Genomic DNA, 21881 nt, shown 5'->3' with positions numbered 1-21881 from the left:
GGACGGCGGGCGAGGGCCCGTAGGCGAACGGCGAGGGCCCGTACGGAGTGGATCCGTACGGGCCCTCGGCGTTGCCGTGCGCTCAGCTCGACCGCGGAGCGCTGCCCTTACAAGGCAGCTGCCGGCGGCTCGCTCAGCCGGTGTTCCGCAGCCCCGCCGCGACCCCGTTGACGGAGAGCAGGAGGGCGCGGGAGAGCAGCGGGTCGGGCTCCTCGCCGGCCTCGGTCGCCGCGCGCTGGCGGGCGAGCAGGGCGACCTGGAGGTAGGAGATCGGGTCGAGGTAGGCGTCGCGGATGGCGAAGGTCTGCTGGAGGACCGGGTTGGTGTCCAGGAGCTTCTCGCCGCCGGTGATGCGCAGCACCTCGCTGACGGTCAGGGCGTGTTCGGCCTCGATGGTGGCGAAGACGTGCCGGAGCTCCTCGGGGACCAGGGTGTCGACGTAGTGCCGGGCGATCCTGAGGTCGGTCTTGGCGAGGGTCATCTCGACGTTGGACAGGAAGTTCCGGAAGAAGTGCCAGTGGGTGTGCATCTCGTCCAGGACGCTGTCGAGCCCCGCCTCGCGCAGCGCCTTCAGGCCGGAGCCGACGCCGAACCAGCCGGGCACGATCTGCCGGGACTGGGTCCAGCCGAAGACCCAGGGGATGGCGCGCAGTCCGTCGAGCGAGACGCCCGAACCGGGGCGGCGGGAGGGCCGGGAGCCCAGGTGCAGGTCGGCGAGCTGGTCGACGGGGGTGGAGGCGAGGAAGTACGTCGGCAGGTCCGGGTCCTCGACCAGGGCGCGGTAGGCGCCGTGGGCGGCGTCGGAGACCAGGTCCATCGCGGCGTCCCAGCGGGCGAGCGCCTCGTCGGACTGGCGGGGCGCGGTGTGCAGGGCGGAGGCCTGCAGGGTGGCCGCGACGGTGAGTTCGAGGTTCTCCCGGGCAAGGGACGGCACCAGGTACTTGTCGGAGATGACCTCGCCCTGCTCGGTGACCTTGATCTCGCCTTCCAGGGTGCCCCAGGGCTGGGCGAGGATCGCGTCGTGCGAGGGGCCGCCGCCGCGGCCGACGGTGCCGCCGCGGCCGTGGAAGAGCCGCAGCCGTACGCCGTAGCGGTGGGCGACGTCGCGCAGCCGGCGCTGGGCGCGGTGGATCTCCCACTGGCTGGTGGTGATGCCGCCGAACTTGGAGGAGTCGGAGTAGCCGAGCATGACCTCCTGGACGTCGCCGCGCAGTGCGACCAGGCGCCGGTAGGAGGGGTCGGCGAGCATGGCGTCGAGGATGACGTCGGCGGCCTTCAGCTCGTCGGTGGTCTCCAGGAGCGGGACGATGCCGATCTCGGCCCAGCCCGCGTGCAGGTCGAGGAGCCCGGCCTCGCGGGCGAGCACGGCGGCGGCGAAGACGTCGTCGGCGCCCTGGCACATGGAGATGATGTACGACTCGATCACCTCGGGCCCGAAGACGCCCAAGGCCTTCTTGACCGTGTGGAAGACGCCGAGGGTCTTCTCGCCCGCCGCGTCCAGGGGCGCGGGGGTGGGGGCCAGCGGGCGCCGGGAGCGCAGTTCCTTGGCGAGCAGCCGGGTGCGGTAGTCGCGGGGCATGTCGGCGTAGCGCCAGGACTCCTCGCCGAGCCGGTCGAAGAGCTGGCCGAGCGCGTGGTGGTGGGCGTCCGCGTGCTCCCGTACGTCCATGGTGGCGAGCTGGAGGCCGAAGGCGGCCAGGGTGCGCAGGGTGACGTCCATGCGGCCGTCGGCGAAGAGCTCGCCGCGGTGGGCGCGGAGCGAGGTCTGGATGACGGTGAGGTCGTGCAGCAGCTCGGCGGTGCCGAGGTAGTCCCGGCCGGGCTCGTGGGCGGTGCCCTTGGCGAGGCGGGTCTTGGTGTTCTCCAGCTTCTGCCGTACGCAGGTGGCCTTGAGGCGGTAGGGCTCCTCGGCGTTGAGCCGCTTGTAGCGGGGGCTGATCTCGGGGAGCCGGTCGAGGTCGGCCTCGAGGGAGTCGAGGAGTTCCTCGGTGGCGCCGGTGTAGCGGATGGAGTTGGAGAGCAGTCCGCGCAGCCGGTCCACGCTCTCCAGGGCGCCGTTGATCCCGTGCTCGTGCTGGAGGATGAGGACGTCCCAGGTCACCTGCGGGGTGACATTGGGGTTGCCGTCGCGGTCGCCGCCGATCCAGGTGCCGAAGGTGAGCGGGCGGGCCTGCTCGGGCAGCTCGACGCCGACCCGGGCCAGCTCGGCGGTGAGGTCCTCCAGGACGTCGCCGACCGCGCCGGCCTGGAGTTCGTCCAGGTAGTAGACGGCGTTGCGGGCCTCGTCGGCGGGTTCGGGGCGTACCACGCGCAGCTCGTCGGTCTGCCAGACCAGGTCGATGTTCTCGGCGAGGCGGGCGTCCTGGCGGCGGCGCTCGGTGCTGGGCGCGGACTCCTGGAGGAGTTCGGCGATGCGGCGCAGCTTGTTCAGGACCGAGCGGCGGGCGGCCTCGGTGGGGTGGGCGGTGAACACCGGGCGGACGTTCAGATGGGCGACGGTCTCGCGCAGGTGCGCGGGGTCGGCGTCCTTGAGGCGGTCCGCGGTACGGGCGAGGAGCCCGCCCTCGTCGTCGCGGCGGGCGCGCAGCTCGCGGCCGCGGTGCACCTGCTCGGTGACGTTGGCGAGGTGGAAGTAGGTGGAGAAGGCGCGCACCAGCTTGGCGGCGGTCTCCAGCTCGGTCTCCCCGAGCAGGCGGGCGGCGGCCTCGCCGTCCTCGCGGGTGAGGCGGCGGACCTTCTCCACCAGGTCGAGCAGCTCGGGGCCCTCCTGGCGTACGAGGGTCTCGCCGAGGAGGTCACCCAGGCGGCGGATGTCGGCGCGCAGCTCGGCGCTCGCGGCGGCCTGGCGGCCCTGGTCGTCGGCACTGCTCACAGGTGCGGCTCCTTGCAGTGTTGAGCTTGTCCCCGGGGTGTCCCGGGCATGCTTTCCGGGATGAACACAGCGGACCGCGCTGTCCGACCGCGTCCCAGGATAGGTGGCGGTCGGCGCGCGCGGTCGCGGACCTCTTGCCGCCGGGCCAGGCGCTGCCATACTTACGACGCCGTAGGTTATGCGGGCGCAGGGCGACCGTAACCGGGCGCTTCCCACCACCCTCGACCCCCCAGGGGCTGCCCATGTCCACTCAGTCCGAAGTCCTCGACCAACCTGCGAATCCGCCGGCGGCGCAGCCCGCCGCGACGGGCACGCTGGGCGGCGAACGCAAGGGAACGCTGGAGAAAGCCACCCTCGGCGCGTTCATCGTCGTGCCGTTCCTGGCGCTGCTCGCCGCGGTTCCGCTGCTGTGGGGCTGGGGCGTGAGCTGGCTGGACCTGGGTCTCCTGGTCTTCTTCTACTACCTGGGGATCCACGGCATCACGATCGGTTTCCACCGGTACTTCACGCACGGTTCGTTCAAGGCGAAGCGCCCGCTGCGGATCGCGCTGGCGCTGGCCGGTTCGCTCGCGGTGGAGGGCCCGCTGGTGCGGTGGGTCGCCGACCACCGCAAGCACCACAAGTTCTCCGACGCGGAGGGCGACCCGCACTCGCCCTGGCGGTACGGCGAGAGCGTGCCCGCGCTGATGAAGGGCCTGTGGTGGGCGCACATCGGCTGGATGTTCGACGAGGAGCGCACCTCGCAGGAGAAGTACGCCCCCGACCTGCTGAAGGACGGCGCGACCCGGGTGATCTCCAAGCAGTTCATCATGTGGACCGCGCTCTCGCTGCTGCTGCCCGCGCTGATCGGCGGACTGGTGACCTGGTCCTGGTGGGGCGCGGTGACCGCCTTCTTCTGGGGCTCGCTGGTCCGGGTGGCCCTCGCCCACCATGTGACCTGGTCGATCAACTCCATCTGCCACGCGGTCGGCAAGCACCCCTTCAAGTCCCGCGACCGCTCGGGCAACGTCTGGTGGCTGGCGCTGGTCTCCGGCGGCGAGTCCTGGCACAACCTCCACCACGCGGAGCCGACCTCGGCCCGGCACGGCGTCGAGCGCTGGCAGCTGGACTCCTCGGCGCGGATCATCCGCTGGTTCGAACAGCTCGGCTGGGCGTACGACGTGCGCTGGCCGACCCCGGAGCGGCTGGAGTCCCGCCGTACGGAACCGGCCGCCGACGCGGCATGATGGAGCGCGTGGCGACCGATCCGAGCACCCAGAACAGCGACAAGCCGCGGCGCTCCCGCCGCACCCGGATGACGGGTGCCGAGCGCCGCCAGCAACTCCTCGAGATCGGCCGCACCCTCTTCGCCTCGAAGGGCTTCGAGGGCACCTCGGTGGAGGAGATCGCCTCCCGCGCCGGGGTGTCCAAGCCCGTCGTCTACGAGCACTTCGGCGGCAAGGAGGGCCTGTACGCGGTGGTCGTGGACCGCGAGATGCGCCAGCTGCTCTCCATGGTGACCAGCTCGCTGACCGCGGGCCACCCGCGCGAACTCCTCGAACAGGCCGCCTTCGCGCTGCTCGACTACATCGAGGAGCACACCGACGGCTTCCGCATCCTGGTCCGCGACTCCCCCGTCGCCCAGTCCACCGGCAGCTTCGCCTCCCTGATCTCGGACATCGCCACCCAGGTCGAGGACATCCTCGGCCGGGAGTTCAAGAACCGCGGCTTCGACGCCAAGCTCGCCCCGCTCTACGCACAGGCCCTGGTCGGCATGGTCGCGCTGACCGGCCAGTGGTGGCTGGACGTCCGCAAACCGAAGAAGGCCGAGGTCGCCGCCCACCTGGTCAACCTGGCCTGGCACGGCCTGGACGGCATGGAACCGAAGCCTCGGCTGATCGGGCATCGGAAGAGTTAGGCGTTCGGGCTTCTCGTCAGCCTGAGGTTGACCCGTCACTCGAAGTGGGGCATATCTCCGCTCTGGCTGGCTACCGTGGCCACAGGGGCACCAAGATCCCGTCCATGGGAGGAATCATGACCGCCGAGCCTTCTGCCAGGCCGTCCGCGCAGCCGGACACCGACATCGGCAGCCGCTGGCCGGTGCCGCCCCAGGACGGGTACACCGTGGACGACCTCACCACGCTGCCCGACCTCCCGCCGCATACAGAGCTGATCGACGGGAGCCTGGTTTTCGTGAGTCCGCAGCGCGATTTTCACAGCACGATGATCGACCTGCTGATGACAGGTTTGCGCCGCACTCTGACCACGGAGTTCAAGGTGCGCCGGGAGATGACGGTGGAACTGGACCGGCGAAACGCTCCAGAGCCCGACATCAGCGTCGTACGCGCGGACGCCGTGACCGGACCGGACCAGACCCGCTTCCTCGCCTCCGAGGTCCTGCTCGCCGTGGAGGTGGTCTCCCCCGACTCCGAGGCCCGCGACCGGGACACCAAGCCCCGCAAGTACGCGGCGGCGGGCATCCCGCACTTCTGGCTGGTGGAGCGCGCCGGTTCGAACGGCCACCCGATGGTCCGGGTCTATGAACTCGACCCGGTCACCAAGAGCTACGCCGTCACCGGTATCCACCACGACGAGCTCAAGTCCTCCGTGCCGTACGACATCGCGGTGGACATCTCCCTGGAGGCGCTGCGGGAGCTGTGACAGCGGGGGGACCCTCTCACCCCTCCCGCCGAGCCACCGCGAAGATCCGCCGGAAGGGGAGCACCGTGCCGTGGGCGGTGCGGGGGTAGGCCTCGCGGAGGAGGGTGCGGTATTCGGCGAGGAAGTCCTCGCGGGCTCCGGGGTCGTCGTCGAGGGCGGTCAGCACGGGGCGCAGCCCGGTGCCCTTGACCCAGTCGAGGACGGGGTCCTCCCCTTCGAGCTGGTGGAGGTACGTGGTCTCCCAGACGTCGGCGCGGCAGCCGAGGGCGGAGAGGCGCTCCAGGTAGTCGGCGGGGGTGAGCACGGCGTCCTCGTGGCGCAGGATGTCGCCGAGCCGGGCGCTCCAGCGCAGGGAAGTGGCGAGCTGGCGCATCAGGGCGTGGCTCGGGGCGCCGAAGTTGCCGGGGACCTGGAAGGCGAAGGTGCCGCCGGGGCGGATTCCGGCGAGCCAGTCGGCGAAGCGGTCGGCGTGGCCGGGCACCCACTGGAGGGTGGCGTTGGAGACGATCAGGTCGTAGGGCTCGGCCGGATCCGGGGCCCAGGTGGCGGCGTCGGCGTAGCGGAACTCCACCGTGCCGCCGCCCCCGGTGGGCCCCTGGTGGGCCTCGCGGGCTCGGTCGAGCATGGCCGCGGAGTTGTCGAGGCCGGTGATACGGGCGGTGGGCCAGCGCTCGGCGAGGATCCCGGTCAGGTGGCCGGGGCCGCAGCCGAGGTCGGCGAGGCGCGGGGCGGCGTTTCCGGCGGCCGGCAGCGGCGGGACCTGGGCGAGCAGATCGTGGAAGGGGCGGCCGCGGTGCCCGGAGTGGCGCAGGTACTGGCCGGGGTCCCAGCGGGGTCCGGCGGGCGGCGGGGTCTCGGGCATGTGCGCTCCTCGGTCACGGCGGGCGGAGGGATCCGGGCTCGTCCCCGGCCCGGATCCGTTCCGGTCCCGCATCCTCGTACCCCAGGTCTCTTGACGTCAAGAGACTTCATGTCGAGGGACCTATTACACTGATCGCCATGGAGGACGAGGTCGACCGTTTGGTATCGGCGTGGCGCCGCGAGCGCCCCGATCTCGACGTGGAGCCGCTGGAGGTACTCAGCAGGGTGAGCAGACTCGCGCGGCATCTGGACCGCGCGCGGCGCCTCGCCTTCTCCGAGCATGCCCTGGAGCCGTGGGAATTCGATGTACTGACCTCGCTGCGCCGCGCCGGGGATCCGTATCAGCTCTCGCCGGGGCAGCTGCTCACCCAGACCCTGGTCACCTCCGGGACCATGACCAACCGGATCGACCGGCTCGCCAAGAAGGGCCTCGTCGAGCGGCTGCCCGATCCCAGCGACCGGCGCGGGGTGCTCGTACGGCTCACCGCGGTGGGACGCGACCGGGCGGACCAGGCGCTGGCCGGGCTGCTCAGCCAGGAGCGGGCGATCCTCGGCGAGCTGTCCGCCGCCCAGCGCAGCGAACTGGCCGGGCTGCTACGGCAGTTGACCGCGCCCTTCGACAACATCCCGGGCTAGGGCCTTTCGTTTGGATCGGGCTGGATCAGGGAGCGGGGGCTGGTGCGTGCAGCTGCAAGGCGGAGGAGGGCGTCGACGCGGAGCGTCGGCAACCGACGACAACGCCGCAGATGTGCGTGCCAGCCCCCGCGAGCCCAGCCGGATCCAAACGAAAGGCCCTAGGTGTATTGACTCGCAGGGTTGTTGACGCGGCTGATCGGTGGTTGGCCGCCGAGTGCGGTGTGGCAGCGGTGGTGGTTGTAGGTGTGGAGGAAGTCTGCCAGGGCTGCTGTGCGTTCGTCGTTGGAGGTGTAGGGCCGTAGGTAGGCCCATTCGTCGGCGAGGGTGCGGTTGAAGCGTTCGACTTTGCCGTTGGTCTGCGGCCGGTAGGCGCGGGTGGGTTTGCCGCTCGCGCCGAGGTCGGCCAGGGCCCGTTTCCAGGCCAGGCCCTTGCGGTAGGCCCAGGCGTTGTCCGTCAGCACGCGTTCGATGCGGGTGATGCCGTGGTCGGCGAAGAATGCGGCGGCCCGGGTCAGGAAGGCCGCGCAGGTCGCGACCTTCTCGTCACCATGGGCTTCGGTGTAGGCGAGTCGGGAGTGATCGTCGACTGCGGAGTGGAGGTAGTCGAAGCCCATGCCGCGGATCGGCCGGCCGGCTTCGCGGCCGTGCACTTTGTGGCCGCCGCCGGGGATCCGGCCCAGTTTCTTGACGTCGACGTGGACGAGCTCGCCGGGACGTTCGCGTTCGTAGCGGCGGATCACCGTGCCGGTGGGCCGGTCCATCCAGGCGAGACGGTTCAGCCGGTGGCGGGTCAGTATCCGGTGGACGGTCGAGGCGGGCAGGCCGAGGACCGGACCGATCCGTGCGGGTCCCAGCTTGCGGGACCTGCGCAGGTCACAGACGCGGCCCTCCATCGCGGCCGGAGTGCGGTGCGGTGTTGTCAAGGGCTTGCTGGAGCGGTCGGCCAGGCCCGGCTCGCCCTCGGCTCGCCACCGCCGGAGCCATTTATGAGCGGTCGCCCGCGAGATGCCCATCTCGGCAGCGACATGAGCGACCGGGCGGCCGGACACGACACGTTCGACGAGCAGCTGCCTGCCGTGAACGGTCAGCCGGGCATTACGGTGGGACACGAAGACCTCCGTGTGGTGCGGTCCTAGACAGCTCCACCACACCGGAGGTCTTCGCCATGATCAAGCCCCGACAGCGTTAACAACGCTCGTGATCAATACACCTAGGGCCGCACTTCTCGGTCGCGGCAGGCCCCGCTCAGGAGGCCTCCTCCAGGTCCGCGGGCCCCACACCCGCCCGGCGGGCCAGGGCCACGGCCGCCAGGGTGGAGTGGACGCCCAGCTTGCCGAGGACGTTCTGCATATGGGTGCGTACGGTGTGCGGGGAGAGGTAGAGGCGTTCGGCGACCGCCTTGCGGCCGAGCCCCGCGACCATGCAGCGCAGCACCTCGCGCTCGCGCGGGGTCAGCTGGTCCACCAGCTGCTCGCTCTCGCTGCGGTGCTTGCGGGCCGAGGTCAGCTCGCGCAGTACGCCGGTGAGCAGCGCGGGCGGCAGATGGGTCTCGTCGCGCAGGACGCCCCGGACCACCGTGTGCAGCCGCTGGAGCGAGGAGTCCTTGGCCACCCAGCCCGCGGCCCCGGCCTGGAGCGCGAGGGCCGCGCGCCGCGGTTCGTCCTGCTCCGCGATCACCACCGTGCGCACCGGCTGCCCGCTCTCGCGCAGCGAGGCCACCAGGGCGAGGCCGTCCGCGGGTGCGCCCTCGGTGCCGGCCGTGGCCAGCCGGGGCGGTGAACCGGCCGCCGGGGCACCGCACTTGCCGAGGTCGGCGTCGACCAGGACCACATCGAAGGCGCGGCCCTCGGTGGCGGCGCGTTGGAGGCAGCGCAGTGCGGCGGGCGCGCTGCCCGCGGCCCCGACGTCCACGTCCGGCTCGGCGGCGAGCGCCGCGGCCAGTGACTCGGCGAAGATCCGGTGGTCGTCCACGACCAGCACTCTGATCCGTCGTCCCACGGCAACCCCCAGGTGAGCAGGGGAAGGGCAGTGCGGGTACGGCGCCCGGACCCTCTGCCAAAACCTTTCGGCAGACGGCAGGCCCACCTCAGCCGCACGACCGCCGTCGTGCGCACTCAAGCGGACACCCCGGGCGTCGCACCCGACTGTCTTGCCCCCTGATGTGCACCGGCCCCCACCGGTGCTGCTCCTCAGCCTAGGCCCGTGGGGCAGAAGCGGAAAGATATTCACGAAAGTGGTTGCGGAGATCCGCATAGGCTGGGCCGCATGGTGCGCATCGAGACAGCAGTCGACAAGGGCCGCCGGGCGCTGCTCCACTCCCGGCTCCGCGAGGCCAACACCGCCGCCTCACCCGCCCTGCGCGCACTGCGCGACACCCCGCTGGACCGGGAGAATCCCTTGCAGCTGTGGGCACTTGACGACTCCGGCGAGCTGATCGCCGGGCTCGACGCCCACACCTGGGCGCGGTGGCTGCACATCAACCTGCTCTGGGTGCACGGCAGTTACCGCGGCGCGGGCCTCGGCTCCCAACTGCTCGCCGCCGCCGAGGAGGAGGCCCGCACCGGACGGGACTGCCGCAGCTCCCGGGTGTGGACCTGGGACTTCCAGGCCCCCCGCTTCTACCAGCGCTGCGGCTACCGGGTGGTCTGCGAACTGCCCGACTACCCGGAGGGCGTCACGGAGTACACCCTGGTCAAACAGCTGCGGACATAAGGGAGTTGAGGCCCCGCCCCGGGTACGGAGCCCCCGCCTACCGCACCCGCCGCGCCCCCTTCGCCGCCACCGCCGGGAAGATGCGCGGGGCGGTGAAGGAGGCCCCGGCGAAGGCGGTGAGGATCGCCTCGGTGACCGCGGGGGCCGCCGCCTCCTCGACCAGGACGAGGGCGCTGCCGCCGAAGCCGCCGCCGGTCATCCGGGCACCGAGGGCGCCCGCCCGGTTCGCGGTGGCGACCGCGAGGTCGAGCTCGGGGCAGGAGATCCGCAGGTCGTCGCGGAGCGAGTGGTGGCCCTCGGTGAGCACCGGGCCGATCGCGCGGACCTCGCCCGCGTCGAGCAGGCCGATGACCCGCTCCACCCGGTGGTCGTCGCCGACCACGTGGCGGACGTAGCGGCGCACCTTCTCGTCCGCCAACTTCTCCAGGGCGTCCGGGAGTTCGGCGTACGGCAGATCGCGCAGGAAGGGCACGCCGAGCAGGCGGGCGCCCTCCTCGCAGCCCGCGCGGCGCTCCGCGTAGGCGCCGTCGCCCAGGGCGTGCTGGACGCGGGTGTCGACGACGAGGAGCACCAGGCCCTCGGCGGCCAGGTCGAAGGGGACCTGGCGGACGGCGAGATCGCGGCAGTCCAGGTGGAGCAGATGGCCCTCGGTGGCGCAGGCGGAGGCCATCTGGTCCATGATCCCGCAGGGCACGCCGACGAAGTCGTTCTCGGCGCGCTGGGCGAGGCGAGCCAACTGGGGTCCGCTGAGGTTGAGTTCGAAGAGTTCGTCCAGGGCGAGCGCGGTGACGACCTCGAGCGCGGCGGAGGAGGACAGGCCCGCGCCGGTCGGCACGGTGGAGGCGAGGTGCAGGTCCGCCCCGGTGACCGCGGTGTGGCCGGCCTGGCGCAGGGCCCAGACGACGCCCGCCGGGTAGGCGGCCCAGCCGCCGTCGGACAGCGGCCGCAGCTCGTCCAGGCGCAGCTCGACCAGGGGGGCGTCGATGTCCGCGGAGTGCAGCCGCAGTACGCCGTCGGTGCGGGGCGAGACGGCGGCGACCGCGGTGTGCGGCAGGGCCAGCGGCAGCACGAAGCCCTCGTTGAAGTCGGTGTACTCGCCGATCAGGTTGACCCGGCCGGGCGCCGCCCACACCCCGGCGGGCGCGGCCCCGTACAACTCCTCGAATCCGGCGGCGACTTCGGCCACCAGATCGCGGGGCTGCCGCGCGGCGGCGTCCTGTCCGGCGGCGTCGGCCCCACCGGTCGCGCTGGCCGCGTCGGTCGCGCCGGTCGCGCCTGCCGGTTGCGTCGTCTCGGTCATGCCTGCTCCTCTGCCCTCAGCCGGGCGAACTCCCAGGCGTCGGCGACGATGGCGGACAGCTCGGGGCGCGAGGGGCGCCAGCCGAGGCGGGTGCGGGCGGACTCGGCGGAGGCGACGAGCACCGCCGGGTCGCCGTCGCGGCGCGGGGCGGCGGTCTCGGGGATCGGGTGCCCGGTGACCTCGCGCACCGTCTCGATGACCTCGCGGACCGAGAAGCCGGTGCCGTTGCCGAGGTTGCAGACCAGGTGGCTGCCGTCGGCGGCGGCCGCCAGGGCGAGCAGGTGGGCCTCGGCCAGGTCGGCGACGTGGATGTAGTCGCGTACGCAGGTGCCGTCCGGGGTGGGGTAGTCGTCCCCGTAGACCGAGATGGACTCGCGGCGGCCCTGGGCGACCTGGAGGACCAGCGGGATGAGGTGCGACTCGGGGTCGTGGCGCTCGCCGTAGGCGCCGTAGGCACCGGCGACGTTGAAGTAGCGCAGGCTGACCGCGCCGAGGCCGTGCGCGGCGGCCTCGCCGGTGATCATGTGGTCGACGGCCAGCTTGGACGCCCCGTACGGGCTGGTGGGCGCGGTCGGGAAGTCCTCGGTGATGGGGCTGGAGGCGGGCTCGCCGTAGGTGGCGGCGGTGGAGGAGAAGACCAGGCGGCGGACCGAGGCCTCGCGCATCGCGGCGAGCAGGGCCATGGTGCCGCCGACGTTGTTGTCCCAGTACTTCTCCGGCTTGGCGACGGACTCGCCGACCTGCGAGAAGGCGGCGAAGTGCAGCACCGCGTCGTAGGAGGAGTCGAGCCACTTGGCGGCGTCCTGGACGCGGCCCTCGACGAACTCGGCGCCCTCGGGCACCCCCGCGGCGAAGCCGGTGGACAGGTCGTCGAGCACGGTCACCCGGTGGCCGGCTTCGAGCAGGTGCGCCGCCACCACGCTGCCGACGTATCCGGCGCCTCCGGTGACCAGGTACTTGCCGCTCATGAACTCGCTACCTCTCGCAGTCGCTCGGCCGCGGACTCGGGCGGCACGTCGTTGATGAACACACTCATGCCGGACTCGGAACCCGCGAGGAACTTCAGTTTGCCCGCAGTACGTCGGATGGTGAAAAGCTCGAGGTGAAGTGCGAAGTCCTGCCGCGTGGCGCCCGGCTCGCCGCCCTCGGTGAAGGGCGCCTGGTGCCAGGCGGAGATGTACGGGGTGGGCGGCTGGTCCGCGCCGAAGAGCCGGTCGAAGCGCTTCAGGAGCTCCAGGTAGACGGCCGGGAACTCGGCGCGGGCCGCCTCGTCGAGGGCGAGCAGGTCGGGCACCCGGCGCTTGGGGTGGAGGTGCACCTCGTAGGGCCAGTGGGCGGCGTAGGGGACGAAGGCGGCCCAGTGGGCGGTCTCCAGGACGACCCGGGGACCGGCGAGCTCCTTGCCGAGGATCTCGTCGAAGAGGTTGGCGCCGGTGCGGGCGTGGTGGTCGGCGAGGGAGCGGAGCATCAGCGCGGTGCGGGGCGTGGTGAAGGGGTAGCCGTAGATCTGGCCGTGCGGGTGGCCGAGGGTGACGCCGATCTCGGCGCCGCGGTTCTCGAAGCAGAACACCTGCCGCACCGAGGGCAGTGCGGCCAGCGCGGCGGTGCGGTCCGTCCAGGCGGCGAGGACGAGCGCGGCCTGCTCCTCGGTGAGCGAGGCGAAGGAGGCGCCGTGGTCCTCGGTGAAGCAGACCACCTCGCAGCGGCCGGTCTCCCCGGCGAGGGAGGGGAAGCGGTTCTCGAAGACCACCACGTCGTACGAGGAGTCCGGGATCTCGCTGAGGCGGCCCTCGCGGGAGGGGCAGAGCGGGCACTCGTCGGCCGGCGGGTGGTAGGTGCGGCTCTGGCGGTGCGAGGCGATGGCGACGCTGTCGCCGAGGAGCACATCGTGGCGGACCTCGCTGAGCGCGGGCCCGGCCGCCTCCAGCGGGCGCAGGTCGGGGGCCTCGCGGACCACGTCCTCGCGCCGGTCGTAGTAGATGAGCTCACGACCGTCGGCGAGCCGGGTCGAGGTCTTTTTCACGGGGTTCCTCCACGTCGTGCCCGTCGAGCGGGTCCGGCGCGCCGGGGCGGCGGCGGCCACCGCGCCCGCGGCCGGGCTCCGTGCCCCGTAGCTGGGCGTCCGCACTCGAACACTCATCACACAGAATCAAACACAAGGAACAATAAACCAACAGAAGAGCGGCCGGGAAGAGCGGCGGGGGAAGCATCCGCCCGACGCGGAGCCGATCGGGCCCGGGCCCGCATCCAGCGGGGATCGCGCGACCCCCTTCCCCGCAACCCGGACAGATCGGAGAAAAACGCAATTCCGATCAAGATCCAACAAAGAATGTCAGCTCAAGTGTTCAGTTTCTGAACTCAAGGGCGTAAGTTTCCGCACTGATCAGTTCGCGCAACGAAGCGGGATTCCCCCATGACATATCTGGCCGACGGGCTCCGGCTCCCCACGAACGGGCTGGACTACACGATTCTCGGCATCTACTTCGCCGTGGTCCTCGGCGTGGGCTTCGCCGCCAGGCGCTCGGTGAAGACCAGCCTCGACTTCTTCCTCTCCGGACGGTCGCTGCCCGCCTGGGTCACCGGACTCGCGTTCGTCTCCGCGAACCTGGGCGCCACCGAGATCCTCGGCATGGCCGCGAACGGCGTGCAGTACGGCGCCTACACGGTGCACTGGTACTGGATCGGCGCCATCCCCGCCATGGTCTTCCTCGGCCTGGTGATGATGCCCTTCTACTACGGCTCCAAGGTCCGCTCGGTGCCGGAGTTCCTGCTGCACCGCTTCGGTCCCTCCTCCCACCTGCTCTCCTCGATCATCTTCGCCGTCTCCTCGGTGCTGATCGCGGGCGTCAACCTCTACGCCATGGCGATCGTCATCGAGGCGCTGCTCGGCTGGCCGCAGTGGGTCGCCATCGTCGTCGCGGGCGTCTTCGTCCTCGCGTACATCACCATCGGCGGCCTCTCCTCGGCGATCTACAACGAGGTCCTGCAGTTCTTCGTCATCCTCGCCGCGCTCATCCCGCTGACCATCGTCGGCCTGAAGCGCGTCGGCGGCTGGGGCGGCATGACCGACAAGATCACCTCCCAGCACGGCGACAACTTCATGAGCGCCTGGGGCGGTACGGGCATCGGCGAGGCCAACCCGCTCGGCGCCAACTGGCTGACCATCGTGCTCGGCCTCGGCTTCGTGATGAGCTTCGGCTACTGGACGACCAACTTCGCCGAGGTGCAGCGCGCCCTGTCCGCGAAGAACCTCTCCGCGGCCAAGCGCACCCCGCTGATCGCCGCCTTCCCGAAGATCTTCATCCCGATGGTCGTGGTGGTCCCCGGCCTGATCGCGCTGGTGATGGAGCCCACCATCGGCAAGGCGGGCAGCGGCCTGGACTACAACGACGCCATCCCGGTCCTCATGCGCGACCTGCTGCCCAACGGTGTCCTCGGCATCGCGGTGACCGGTCTGCTCGCCGCCTTCATGGCGGGCATGGCGGCCAACGTCTCCTCCTTCAACACGGTCTTCACCAACGACATCTGGGCCGCGTACATCAAGAAGGGCCAGGAGGACCGGCACTACCTGCTGACCGGCCGGGTGGTCACCGCGGTCGGCGTCCTGATCGGCATGGGCACGGCGTTCATCGCCTCCAGCTTCAGCAACATCATGAACTACCTGCAGACGCTGTTCTCCTTCTTCAACGTCCCGCTGTTCGTGGTGTTCATCATCGGCATGTTCTGGAAGCGGACCACGGCCGCGGCCGGTTTCTGGGGCCTGCTCTCCGGCACCGTCGCCGCCATGCTCAACTACTTCTGGCTGTACAAGCAGAACGTGGTCTCGATCCCCAGCGACCAGGGCGCCAACTTCGTCTCCTCGATCGTCGCCTTCGTGGTCGGCGCCGTGGTGATGGTGGTGGTCTCGATGGTGACCAGGCCCAAGCCCGCGGCCGAACTCGCCGGACTGGTCTACGGCACCAAGTCGCCGGGCATGGAGGAGGCACCGGAGGCCGGGGACGAGGCCTGGTACCGCAAGCCGGCGCTGCTCGGCTGGGGCGCGCTGATCCTGGCCGCCGTCTGCTACATCCCCTTCTCCCTGTGACCGCCCGAGACGACCAGCAAAGGAGCACGACAGCATGAGCGAGAACCAGGCTCCCGGGTCCGGCGCGGGAGACAGCAGGCGCCCGGCCTCCGGCGCCACCCCCGAGGTGGCGGAGACGGAGTACCAGCAGGAGGTCACCGAGCTGGAGGCCCAGTCGGCCACCGCCGCCCGCCTCTTCGACGTACGCCGCATCATCGGCGGCCTCTTCGTGATCTACGGCGTGATCGTCACCATCGCCGGGTTCACCGCCTCCGACGCGGACCTGAAGAAGGCCGAGGACATCAACATCAACCTCTGGACGGGCCTCGCGATGCTCGCCCTCGGCCTCTTCTTCCTGATCTGGCAGCAACTGCGGCCCGCCGTGCCCCCGGTACCGGCGACGGAGGAGCAACTCCCCCGCGAATAGCGGCCGTTCACCCCAGGCGGGGCCGGTGCCACCTCGGGTGCACCGGCCCCGCGGGCGTGTCCGGGATCCGCCCGGACCGGGGCAGAGGCCTCACAGCCACCCGCGGCGCTGCGCCTGGAGCGCCAGCTGGAAGCGGGTGCCGGCACCGAGCCGCGCCATCAGCACCTCCACCCGGCGGAACAGGGTGCGGCGGCTGATCCCGAGTTCGCGGGCGATGCCGTTGTCGCCGACGCCCGCCGCGAGCAGCGAGAGCAGCCGCCGGTCCGCGGGGGTCGGCCGCCCCGGCTCCGCGCCGCCGCTCCGCAAGGGCAGCGCGTCCCGCCACGACTGCTCGAAGAGGGCCACCAGCGCCGAGAACAGGCCGCAGGGCTGCACGATCAGCAGGGTGTTGTCCACCTCGGCCTCGGCGATCGACAGCGACACCAGCGCGTACGCCTCGTCGACGAGGATCAGCTTGACCGGCAGCGAGGGCAGCACCCGGGCCTGCTCCCCCGCCGCGATACAGGGCTCGATGTTGTCGACGAGATTGCCGGGGTACTCCAGCGAGGCCCGTGAGTAGACCACGCGGTGGGTGACGCCGCGGGCGAGGGTGGCGAGCGCGTCGCCGGTGCCGCCGCCGAAGGAGAAGTAGGGCGGGCTGTCCAGCTGGCGGATCTGCTCGCGCGCGCTGTTCCACGCCTGCTGGGAGCGGGGCCAGATGTCCTGCCCGGTCACCACCTCGACGACCTGGTCGCCGAGGGCCGCCGGCCTCTCCCGCCGGAAGGACTCGAAGGCCCCCGCCACGGCCAGACCGCAGGCGTCGATCTCGGCGGTCCGGTACCGGGTGAGGATGCGCAGCGCGGCACCCGGGGGCAGCGGGGCGACCGCCCGCTCCTCGCCCGCGACCGCTCCGGCCAGCCCCGCCTCGGCCAACTCCGCGTAGGCCGCGGCCAGTTCCTCACCCGCGAGTCCGGTACGCTCCGCCAGCCCGGACAGCGGAAGGGGCGCCAGTTCGAGCAGGGCGAGGTAGACCCGCACGGCCCCGGCTCCGATGCCCAGCCCGCGCAGCGCCTCGCCCACCTTCGTACGCGTCATGGCCCCGGAGAATACGCGCGCCCCCGGCCCGGGCACGGCGCTCTCACCGGGCGGCCCGGTCCACGGCGGAGACATGCACGAGCACCGAGTGCTCGGGGTGCATGACGGGCACCTGGAGGCCCACCCGGGCGAGCACCGCCCCGGTGATCTCGACGCCCTCCTCGTCCCACCACTCGGGAGGCGCGAAGCCGGGCGGCGGGCCACCGGTGAGCAGCGGCCGTACGCGGTAGCGGCGCCGGGGGTCGAGGCCGGTGAGGCGGGCGTGCGGCGGCGCCGCCGGGGCGCACCAGGTGAGCGAGACCAGTGCGTAGAGCGCCTCGGAGCCGTCCTCGGCGATCACGCCGTGCGTCTGGAGGCTGTCGTCCGGGTCGGGCCCGCGCCACACCCGGCCGGTGTGCAGCAGTCGGCGGTGCTCCTTGTGGAGGGCGATCCACCCGGCCAGCTCCCGCCGCTCCTCCTCACTGGCGGCGGCGAGGTCCCACTCCACCCCGAGGTGGCCGAAGAGCGCGGTGGCGCCGCGGAAGGAGAGGTCGAGCCGCCGGCCGGTGGTGTGCGAGCGGGGCGAGGAGATGTGCGAGCCCATCAGCTCGGGCGGCAGCAACTGGCCGGTCCAGCGCAGCAACCGCTGCTGCTCGACGGCGTCGATGCAGTCCGAGACCCAGACCCGGTCGGTCAGCTCCAGGATCCCGAGGTCGACCCGTCCGCCGCCGCCGGAGCAGGACTCGATCTCCAGCCCCGGATGGGCCTCCTTGATCTCGCGGAGCATGCGGTAGAGGGCCAGGGTCTGCGCGTGCTCGGCGGGCACCCCGCCCTCCGGCCGCGAACCCGCCTCGACGTGGTCGCGGTTGTGGTCCCACTTCAGACTGCCGATCGGGTACGTGTCCAGGATCGCCAGGAGCTGGCCGAGGACCGCCTCGTAGCAGGCGGGCAGGGACAGGTTCAGGACCTGCTGGTGGCGCTGTTCGAGGGGCGGTTCGCCGCGGGCCGCCATGATCCACTCGGGGTGGGCGCGCGCCAGGTCGGAGTCGGGGTTGACCATCTCCGGCTCCACCCACAGCCCGAACTCCATGCCCAGCCCGCGTACGGCGTCGACCAGCGGGTGCAGTCCCTCGGGCCAGACCTCCGGGGAGACCTGCCAATCGCCGAGCCCCGCGCGGGCGTCGCGGCGGGCTCCGAACCAGCCGTCGTCCAGGACGAAGCGCTCGACCCCGGCCTCGGCGGCCAGCTCCGCGAGCCGGATCAGGCGGTCGGGCTCGTGGGCGAAGTAGACCGCCTCCCAGACGTTGAGGGTGACCGGCCGGGGGCGCCGGGCATGGTGCGCGCGCCCGCGCAGATGGTCGTGGAAGCGGTGCGCGACCCGGTCGAGGCCCTCGCCGTAGGCGCCGTACACCCAGGGGGTGCGGTACGACTCGCCGGTGGCCAGGCGGACTTCGCCGGGCAGCAGGAGTTCGCCGCCGCCGAGCAGCCGTACGCCGGTGCTGTCGTGTTCGGCCAGGTGCCGGTGGTTGCCGCTCCACGCCACGTGCACCGCCCAGCTCTCGCCGTGCCCGAAGCCGCTGCCGCGCTCGGTGGCGTGCAGGACGTGGGCGGCGTCGAAGCCGGTCCGTCCCCTGCGGTTCTCGCGCAGATGCGTGCCCACCCCGAACGCGCGGCGCTGGGCGAGGCGTTCCATGCCCCAGCGGCCGGAGAAGTCGAGCAGCTCGGTGGCGTGCGCGGGCACCGGCAGATGGACGGACAGCTCGGAGAGCTCCAACTCCTCGCCCTCGTTGGTGAGTTCGGCGCGCAGCCGGACCAGCCCCGAGTCGAGCAGCTCGATCCCGGTGACCAGCCTGAGGCGGCTCTCCGGGTCGACCGCGGTGGCCTCGACGAGTCCGGCGCCCCGCTCGGCCCAGCCGGGGACCGGGGCGCCGTCGAAGGTGACCCGGGTGAGGGTGAAGGCGGGCGACCAGTCGCGGCCCCGGCGGGAGGCGAGCAGCCCGGGGCGCCCCGTCCAGCCGGTCCACGGCTCGGGCACGACCGAGGTCAGCTCCGCGTCCAGCTCCCCCGGCCGGCGCCCGACCCGGGCGGCGGCGCGGCTCGCCCCGGCCGCGGCGGTCTCGTCCAGCGGGCCGAGGTCCGCGCCCCAGTGCCGGACCAGCGGGAGCCGCCGGGGGGTGAGTTCGAGCAGCAGCGAACAGCCCGCCGCCCGCAAGTGCAGCCTCGACGCGGGTACGGGGGCGGACTTCGGATCGGGCACCTGGGCTCCTGCGGGTCTGCGGTACGGCGGGCGGGCCCCCGCACCCTCTCCGGTCCGGCCGAGCGCCACCTCGGAAATTCCCCCTGAATCGACACGCAAGGTACCCGGGTCCGGCCGGGCTCAGGACACGGATCGGCCATGACGCGATCTCGCCACGCCCGCGACGACATCCGAGAGCGTGCGACGACATCCGAGGGCGTGCGACGGCGTCCGAGGGCGCCGCGGCTCGCGGCCCTCACGCGCCGTGCCGCGCCCCGGCCCGTTCGAGCAGCCCCGTCCGGGCCGCGAGGGCCGCCGCCTCCAGGCGGGAGCCCACGCCGAGTTTCATCAGCACCCGCTGCACATGGGTGCGGGCGGTGGACGGGGCGATGCCCATCCCGGCCGCGATCAGCCGGGTGTCCTCGCCCTCGGCCACCCGGACCAGGACCTCGGCCTCCCGGGAGGTCAGCACCTCCAGCAGCCGGGCGGCCTCGTCGTCGGGGCGGGCCGCCGGGTTCAGCAGCTCGCAGAAAGCTTCCTCCAGGAGCGCCGGGGCGACCGCGGCCTCCCCCGCCCGCGCCTTGAGCATGGCCCGCTCGACCCCCTCGATGCGCTCGTCGGACCGTACGTAGCCGGAGGCGCCCGCGGCGAAGGCCTCCGCGATGCCCCGGGGCGCGGGCACCGGGCCGAGCACCACCACGGCCACCTGCGGCCGCTCCTTCTTGATCCGCCGGACCGGATCGAAGACCCCGGCCCTGCCGGGCTCCCGGGTGCCGAGCAGGCAGACCTCCGGGGCACGGCTGATCACCAGCTCCGCCGCCCCCGCCGCCGGGGCCGCCGCGGCGAGCACCCGGTGCCCGCGCTGCTTGAGCGCGGAGGCCAGCGCCTCGGCGAGGAGCCGGTGATCGTCGAGAACCATCAGCCGCACACTCATCGCATCCCCCAGTCCCCCGCCGGGCGCCCCCAGGCAGATCCCGGCCCGCTGTGCTGGGGAAGCTACACGGATGCGGCGCCGAAGGGACCCACTATCGCGGAGTACGTCCGCCTCCGGCGGGCCCGCCCGCGGCCGTACCGCACCGGGGACCCGCGGCCGGACACCCGGGAGCGGGCACGCGGAAGGGGCCCGGCCCCGCCCTGGCAGGCGGTTCCGGGCCCCTTCGCCGCGAGGGCCGGAGCCGGGCGTCAGTTCCTGCTGAAGCCCATCCCCAGGTAGTTGAACTCGCTGCCCGCGGACGGCTTGCTGATCAGCTCCTCGCTGAGGAACATATGGCCGTTCCTGTACCGCAGTTCGGCCCGGTCGGGCGAGAGCCCGATCAGCGCGCGCAGCACCTGCCGGTCGTCCGTGGTCTCCAGGAGCTTGGTCTGCTTCATCGTCTTGCTGTCGATGGAGACGACCTGGTGCCCCTTGTCGTACGGACCGCTCTTGTACGCGAGGAGGTTGGTGCCGTCCATGCGCATCGGGAAGAGCTTGTAGCCGTTGCCGCCGTCCATCCGGTCGCCGGTGAGCTTGCCGGTGGCCAGCGAGAAGGCGACGACCTCGTTGGTGCGCTCGTAGGACTCGCCGCCGGTGCCCTCGTGCTCCTCGGTCGGGACGTAGAGCTTGTCGTTGCCGACCACGATGCCGCTGCAGCTGTAGACCTTGTTCACCTCGCAGCGGTGCATGCTGTACCGCTCCGGGTCGAGGGAGATCTTGAAGCGCAGCTTGCCCGCGTCGTCGAAGGAGAAGACGTCGGAGGTGCCGGGCAGGGTCTGCTCACCGGAGTCCACGCCGACGACGACCGGCTTGGTGGAGATCACCTTGGCGTTGTCGACGCCCGCGGCGAGCGGGTACTTCCAGATCGGCGAGCCGTCCTTCGGGTTCAGCCGCTGGATCTCGTACTTGTAGTCGCCGTAACTGCCGCACCGGTAGAGGGTGATGAGCTGCTCGCCGCCCGCGTAGCCGACGTCCTCGCAGGGGTCGCCGACGCCCGGGCTCCACAGCTTCTTGCCGGTCTTCACGTCCCAGGCCGCGCCGCCGCTGAGGCCCGAACCGGCCGCGACGGTGTCACCGACGATGGTGACCTCCTCGAACTTCATCGGCTGGTCGGAGACCTCGAGGTGCTTGGTCCACTTCTGGCTGCCGTCGTTCAGGTCGAAGGCGGTGACCTCGGTGCAGGGGTTGTACTTCTCCTTCTTGGACGCGGCGTGCAGCACCACGGCCACGCCGTCCGCGGAGAGCTCCTTGGAGCCGCCGCAGGTCTCGCCCTTGAGCGGCAGGGTCCAGCTCTCCTTGCCGGTGCCGAGGGCGTAGCCCTTGACCTCGGCGTAGGAGGACTTCGCGTAGATCTTGTCGTTCAGCCAGGAGCCGGAGACGTTGCGGACCTCGTCCTTGGGCACCTCGGGCTGGGGGATCTGGAGCGAGACCTTGGCCGAGGGGTCCGAGGGGACCTTCTCCTCGCCGCCGTAGCCGCCCTTCTCCCCTTCGCCGCCCTTGCCGCCGTCGCTGCCGCCGGAGCTGGAGCCCGCCTCGTCCTTGCCGTCGTCGGAGCTGTTGGCGTAGAGCACGCCGCCGCCGATGATCAGCGCCATGGCGGCGACCGCCGCGGTGATGATCCAGACCACCGGGCTGACCTTCTTGCCGCCGCCGGGGCCCTGGCCGCCGCTGAGCACGGTGTGGGGCTGGGCGTAGCCGCCGGGCTGCTGGCCCGGGTAGCCGTAGCCCGGCTGGCCGCCCTGCACGGTGCCCGGCGGCGGGGGCGGGGCGGTGCCCGGTCCGCCCGGGTAGCCGTACGCGGACTGCCCCGCGATCATCGTCGGCTGCTGGGAGATCTGGGTGGGCTGCTGGGCGGGCGGCGGCGGAGGCGCCGGGGCGCCCGCGGGCGGCGGCGGGGTGGCCGGAGGACCGGCGGGCGGCGGCGGGGTGCCGGGGGCCTGGCCGGGCTGCTGCGGGTAGCCGTAGCCCGGTTCCGGCGCCTTCTCGAAGCTCGGCGGGTTCTGGCCCTGCTGCGGGTTCTGGCCCGGCGGGTTCGGCGGCGGGTCCTGCGGGGCGCCGAAGCCGCCCTGCGGGGGCTGGTTCGGCGGCTGGGGCGGCTGCGTCATGGC

Annotated in this window: 18 protein-coding genes; 7 read left to right on the top strand and 11 right to left on the bottom strand. The window is 72.1% G+C overall.

What is annotated here, in order from left to right; translation table 11 throughout:
- Positions 1-133: 133 nt before the first annotated feature.
- Positions 134-2872: a phosphoenolpyruvate carboxylase gene (ppc, locus tag MID12_RS19530; RefSeq protein WP_040252522.1), complete on the bottom strand. Its 2739-nt coding sequence runs from the start codon at positions 2870-2872 to the stop codon at positions 134-136.
- A gap of 242 nt (positions 2873-3114) precedes the next feature.
- On the opposite strand from ppc, the gene MID12_RS19525 reads away from it, so the two are divergent.
- The 3 genes from MID12_RS19525 (at position 3115) to MID12_RS19515 (ending at position 5512) form a co-directional block, all read left to right on the top strand.
- Positions 3115-4098, top strand: a complete 984-nt coding sequence (locus MID12_RS19525) for an acyl-CoA desaturase (protein ID WP_040252520.1) — start codon at positions 3115-3117, stop codon at positions 4096-4098.
- The gene (locus tag MID12_RS19520) at positions 4095-4769 is read left to right on the top strand and encodes a TetR/AcrR family transcriptional regulator (RefSeq protein ID WP_040252518.1); all 675 of its coding nucleotides are present in this window, start codon (positions 4095-4097) and stop codon (positions 4767-4769) included. The genes MID12_RS19525 and MID12_RS19520 overlap by 4 nt, the downstream gene beginning before the upstream one ends.
- Positions 4770-4873: 104 nt before the next feature.
- Entirely contained in the window at positions 4874-5512 is a 639-nt protein-coding gene (locus tag MID12_RS19515; protein ID WP_411576984.1) for a Uma2 family endonuclease, read from the top strand.
- 16 nt (positions 5513-5528) lie between these two features.
- Here the strand turns inward: MID12_RS19515 and MID12_RS19510 are convergent, their stop codons facing one another.
- Complete coding sequence (locus MID12_RS19510; RefSeq protein ID WP_263169222.1) at positions 5529-6374, bottom strand: trans-aconitate 2-methyltransferase; 846 nt, start codon at positions 6372-6374, stop codon at positions 5529-5531.
- A 137-nt stretch (positions 6375-6511) separates the two neighbouring features.
- On the opposite strand from MID12_RS19510, the gene MID12_RS19505 reads away from it, so the two are divergent.
- Positions 6512-7009 (top strand): MarR family winged helix-turn-helix transcriptional regulator, encoded by a 498-nt coding sequence (locus MID12_RS19505; protein WP_168536447.1) that lies wholly within the window; start codon positions 6512-6514, stop codon positions 7007-7009.
- A gap of 158 nt (positions 7010-7167) precedes the next feature.
- Here the strand turns inward: MID12_RS19505 and MID12_RS19500 are convergent, their stop codons facing one another.
- Both MID12_RS19500 and MID12_RS19495 read right to left on the bottom strand, forming a co-directional pair.
- Entirely contained in the window at positions 7168-8118 is a 951-nt protein-coding gene (locus tag MID12_RS19500) for an IS481 family transposase (protein WP_263169220.1), read from the bottom strand.
- Between the two features lie 136 nt (positions 8119-8254).
- Positions 8255-9019: a response regulator transcription factor gene (locus MID12_RS19495; protein WP_040257780.1), complete on the bottom strand. Its 765-nt coding sequence runs from the start codon at positions 9017-9019 to the stop codon at positions 8255-8257.
- A 255-nt stretch (positions 9020-9274) separates the two neighbouring features.
- Between MID12_RS19495 and MID12_RS19490 the strand changes: the two genes are divergently transcribed.
- Positions 9275-9721 carry a GNAT family N-acetyltransferase gene (locus MID12_RS19490; protein WP_078845110.1) on the top strand — a complete coding sequence of 149 codons (447 nt, stop codon included), beginning with the start codon at positions 9275-9277 and terminating at the stop codon, positions 9719-9721.
- A 37-nt stretch (positions 9722-9758) separates the two neighbouring features.
- Here the strand turns inward: MID12_RS19490 and galK are convergent, their stop codons facing one another.
- Genes galK through galT form a run of 3 tightly spaced genes read right to left on the bottom strand, consistent with a single transcriptional unit; the run spans position 9759 to position 13044 of the window.
- Positions 9759-11021 (bottom strand): galactokinase, encoded by a 1263-nt coding sequence (galK, locus tag MID12_RS19485; RefSeq protein ID WP_263169217.1) that lies wholly within the window; start codon positions 11019-11021, stop codon positions 9759-9761.
- Positions 11018-11989 (bottom strand): UDP-glucose 4-epimerase GalE, encoded by a 972-nt coding sequence (gene galE / locus MID12_RS19480; protein WP_263169215.1) that lies wholly within the window; start codon positions 11987-11989, stop codon positions 11018-11020. The genes galK and galE overlap by 4 nt, the downstream gene beginning before the upstream one ends.
- The gene (gene galT / locus MID12_RS19475) at positions 11986-13044 is read right to left on the bottom strand and encodes a galactose-1-phosphate uridylyltransferase (RefSeq protein WP_040252509.1); all 1059 of its coding nucleotides are present in this window, start codon (positions 13042-13044) and stop codon (positions 11986-11988) included. The genes galE and galT overlap by 4 nt, the downstream gene beginning before the upstream one ends.
- Positions 13045-13434: 390 nt before the next feature.
- Here galT and MID12_RS19470 point away from each other — a divergent pair, with 390 nt between their 5' ends.
- Together MID12_RS19470 and MID12_RS19465 are read left to right on the top strand one after the other, a co-directional pair.
- Entirely contained in the window at positions 13435-15105 is a 1671-nt protein-coding gene (locus MID12_RS19470; RefSeq protein ID WP_040252507.1) for a sodium:solute symporter family protein, read from the top strand.
- Positions 15106-15139: 34 nt separating this feature from the next.
- Positions 15140-15511, top strand: coding sequence for a hypothetical protein (locus MID12_RS19465; RefSeq protein WP_411576983.1), 372 nt, complete (start codon positions 15140-15142; stop codon positions 15509-15511).
- A 90-nt stretch (positions 15512-15601) separates the two neighbouring features.
- On the opposite strand, the gene MID12_RS19460 is transcribed toward MID12_RS19465, so the two are convergent.
- From MID12_RS19460 to MID12_RS19445, 4 genes are all read right to left on the bottom strand, one after another.
- Positions 15602-16585 carry a helix-turn-helix transcriptional regulator gene (locus MID12_RS19460; RefSeq protein ID WP_040257771.1) on the bottom strand — a complete coding sequence of 328 codons (984 nt, stop codon included), beginning with the start codon at positions 16583-16585 and terminating at the stop codon, positions 15602-15604.
- Between the two features lie 43 nt (positions 16586-16628).
- Entirely contained in the window at positions 16629-18821 is a 2193-nt protein-coding gene (locus tag MID12_RS19455; RefSeq protein ID WP_263169211.1) for an alpha-galactosidase, read from the bottom strand.
- Between the two features lie 235 nt (positions 18822-19056).
- On the bottom strand, positions 19057-19734 hold the full coding sequence (locus MID12_RS19450; RefSeq protein WP_040252503.1) for a LuxR C-terminal-related transcriptional regulator: 678 nt from the start codon (positions 19732-19734) through the stop codon (positions 19057-19059).
- 248 nt (positions 19735-19982) lie between these two features.
- On the bottom strand, positions 19983-21878 hold the full coding sequence (locus MID12_RS19445) for a PQQ-binding-like beta-propeller repeat protein (protein ID WP_263169207.1): 1896 nt from the start codon (positions 21876-21878) through the stop codon (positions 19983-19985).
- Between the last annotated feature and the right edge of the window lie 3 nt (positions 21879-21881).

This window comes from Streptomyces sp. SCSIO ZS0520 (assembly GCF_025643355.1).
GTDB lineage: Bacteria > Actinomycetota > Actinomycetes > Streptomycetales > Streptomycetaceae > Streptomyces > Streptomyces physcomitrii.
This window is presented reverse-complemented; position numbering and strand designations above follow the sequence as displayed.

Bases quoted from the DNA above. Each gene is read 5' to 3' on its own strand.
- MID12_RS19525 (WP_040252520.1), top strand. From the start codon at position 3,115: ATGTCCACTCAGTCCGAAGTCCTCGACCAACCTGCGAATCCGCCGGCG.
- MID12_RS19520 (WP_040252518.1), top strand. From the start codon at position 4,095: ATGATGGAGCGCGTGGCGACCGATCCGAGCACCCAGAACAGCGACAAG.
- MID12_RS19515 (WP_411576984.1), top strand. From the start codon at position 4,874: ATGGGAGGAATCATGACCGCCGAGCCTTCTGCCAGGCCGTCCGCGCAG.
- MID12_RS19510 (WP_263169222.1), bottom strand. From the start codon at position 6,374: ATGCCCGAGACCCCGCCGCCCGCCGGACCCCGCTGGGACCCCGGCCAG.
- MID12_RS19505 (WP_168536447.1), top strand. From the start codon at position 6,512: ATGGAGGACGAGGTCGACCGTTTGGTATCGGCGTGGCGCCGCGAGCGC.
- MID12_RS19490 (WP_078845110.1), top strand. From the start codon at position 9,275: ATGGTGCGCATCGAGACAGCAGTCGACAAGGGCCGCCGGGCGCTGCTC.
- galK (WP_263169217.1), bottom strand. From the start codon at position 11,021: ATGACCGAGACGACGCAACCGGCAGGCGCGACCGGCGCGACCGACGCG.
- galE (WP_263169215.1), bottom strand. From the start codon at position 11,989: ATGAGCGGCAAGTACCTGGTCACCGGAGGCGCCGGATACGTCGGCAGC.
- MID12_RS19470 (WP_040252507.1), top strand. From the start codon at position 13,435: ATGACATATCTGGCCGACGGGCTCCGGCTCCCCACGAACGGGCTGGAC.
- MID12_RS19465 (WP_411576983.1), top strand. From the start codon at position 15,140: ATGAGCGAGAACCAGGCTCCCGGGTCCGGCGCGGGAGACAGCAGGCGC.
- MID12_RS19460 (WP_040257771.1), bottom strand. From the start codon at position 16,585: ATGACGCGTACGAAGGTGGGCGAGGCGCTGCGCGGGCTGGGCATCGGA.
- MID12_RS19450 (WP_040252503.1), bottom strand. From the start codon at position 19,734: ATGAGTGTGCGGCTGATGGTTCTCGACGATCACCGGCTCCTCGCCGAG.
- MID12_RS19445 (WP_263169207.1), bottom strand. From the start codon at position 21,878: ATGACGCAGCCGCCCCAGCCGCCGAACCAGCCCCCGCAGGGCGGCTTC.